The 2254-nt window shown below is 73.0% G+C and carries 3 protein-coding genes; 1 reads left to right on the top strand and 2 read right to left on the bottom strand.

Features of this window, described 5'->3' with window-relative positions; genetic code table 11:
* On the bottom strand, positions 1-1000 hold a 1000-nt coding region (nusA, locus tag AC1DP0_RS21070; protein WP_478088385.1), incomplete at its 3' end, for a transcription termination factor NusA.
* Positions 1000-1632, bottom strand: coding sequence for a ribosome maturation factor RimP (locus AC1DP0_RS21065; protein WP_478088383.1), 633 nt, complete (start codon positions 1630-1632; stop codon positions 1000-1002). The genes nusA and AC1DP0_RS21065, both read right to left, overlap by 1 nt.
* 130 nt (positions 1633-1762) lie before the next feature.
* On the opposite strand from AC1DP0_RS21065, the gene AC1DP0_RS21060 reads away from it, so the two are divergent.
* Positions 1763-2254, top strand: a 492-nt coding sequence (locus AC1DP0_RS21060) for a hypothetical protein (protein WP_478088381.1), incomplete at its 3' end; no start/stop codon positions are given.

Raw genomic sequence — 2254 nt, 5'->3', positions numbered from 1 at the left:
CCTCGGTGTCGGGACGGATGTCGATCCGCCACCCGGTCAGCTTGGCGGCGAGGCGGGCGTTCTGCCCCTCCTTGCCGATCGCGAGGCTCAGCTGGTAGTCGGGCACGACGACGCGGGCCGTTCGGGCCGCCGCGTCGACGATCTCGACCGACTGCACCCTGGCCGGCGACAGCGCGGCCGCGACGAACGTGGCCGGGTCGTCGGCGTAGTCGACGATGTCGATCTTCTCTCCGCGCAGCTCGGTCATGACCGCCCGTACGCGAGCGCCCATCGGGCCGATGCACGCGCCCTTGGCATTGACCCCGGCGACCTTGCTGTGCACCGCGATCTTGGTGCGGTGGCCGGCCTCTCGGGCGAGGGCCGCGATCTCGACCGTGCCGTCGGCGATCTCGGGCACCTCGAACTTGAAGAGCGTGCGCACCAGGTTGGGGTGGGTGCGGCTGAGGCCCACCTGGGGGCCCTTCGGCCCGCGCTTGACGCTGACGACGAAGCAGCGCAGCCGCTCGCCGTGGACGTAGCGCTCGCCCGGCACCTGCTCGGCGAGGGGCAGGATGCCCTCGACCGTGCCGAAGTCGACGAGGACGTTCCGGGGGTCCTGGCTCTGCTGGATGATGCCCGAGATGACATCCCCCTCGCGACCCTTGAAGTCGCCGAGGATCGCCTCGTCCTCGAGGTCGCGCAGCCGCTGGACGATGACCTGGCGCGCCGTCGAGGCGGCGATCCGGCCGAAGCCCACGGGGGTGTCGTCGAACTCGGGGCCCGGCTCGCCGCGCTGGGGGCGCTCGCCCTCCTCGGTCACGGGGAGCAGCTCGCCCTCCTCACGGGCCCACACGATGACGTGACCGGTCTTGCGGTCGAGCTCGACGCGCGCGATGCGCTGGCTGCCGTCGGTGCGGTGGTATGCCACGAGCAGCGCCTGCTCGATGGCCGGGATGAGCACGTCGAGGCTGATGTCGCGTTCTCGTTCGAGGGCGCGCAGGGCTGCGAGGTCGATGTCCATCAGTGGTCCCCTTCCAGGGCGGACGTCTCGTCCGGGTCGTCGAGGTCGGCAAGGCTGTCGTCGGGGAGGTCGTCCGGGACGTCGTCCGGGAAGTCGGCGCCGGCCGCAACGGCGGCACCGGCGGCTTCGGGCCGGGTGAACTCGACCTGCACGGTGCCGCGCTGCACGGTGTCGAGGTCGAGGGTCACGGTTCGTGCGGCGGTCTTCTTCGTGGCCGGGACCTCGAGGGTGAGGGCGTCGGAACCCACCTCGGTGAGCCGTCCGGTGTCGGTGCCGCCCTGGTGGACGACCTCGACGAGGCGACCCACCTGGCGGCGGAGCTGGTCGCGGGAGGCGAGCGGTCGACCCACCCCCGGCGAGGAGACCTCGAGGACGTAGGGCGCCGCGCCCATGACGTCACTGGCATCGAGCTCGTCGCTCACGGCCCGGGTCGCGTCCGCGACCGCGTCGAGCGACAGCGGCGGGACGGCGCTCGACGTGTCGGYGACGTCGAGGCTGCTGATGTCGGAGTCGACGAGCACGCGCACCAGGCGCCGCTTGCCCGCGGGAGAGACGGAGACGTCCTCGACGACGAGCCCGAGGGGCGTGAGCACCGGCTCGAGCGTCGCTCTGATCTCCTGGGCCGTGCTCATCAGTCGACGCCTCCTGCTCTTCTCGAATGTCCGGAGCCGACACCCGAGGGGGACGAGCAACCGCGTGCCCACCACTCTATCGGCGCCGGCGGGTGGTCGCCGACCGCTGACTGCGTGCGAAGATCTCGGCATGGACGGCGACACCCGTGGGCTCGGGTCACGGGTGAGGGACGGTATGGGCCGTCCGCCGCGTCGTCTCTTCGCGCTCGGGCTGGGCGCCGCCGCCGTCGCCGTGCTCGTCGACCATGGCGTGCGCATCGACGTCCCGCCAGCTCCGCCGCCCGTGCCGACGCGACGGCCAGCCCCCGACGAGGCCCTGCTCCTCCGGGCCGTGGCCGCCATCGACCGCGTGGTCGAGGCGGAGACCGCGGTCCTCGCCGGCGGCGAGGAGGGCGCCCTCGTCCAGCGACTTCGCACGGTCAGCCAGGACCAACTGCGCGTGCTCCGCGGCCGGCTGACGAATGCCGGCGTCCCGACCACCGTCATCGACGCCGCGGTGGCGACGGGGCCGGCGCCGTCGACCCACGCGTCGACGGGGACGCCCGCACCGACGGGTTCCGCGGCCACCTCGTCGCCGGACGTGCCCGTGCGCACGCTGCTGGCACTCGCCGCCGTGCTCGAC

The organism is Terrabacter sp. P5_B1 (assembly GCF_056400505.1).
This window is presented reverse-complemented; position numbering and strand designations above follow the sequence as displayed.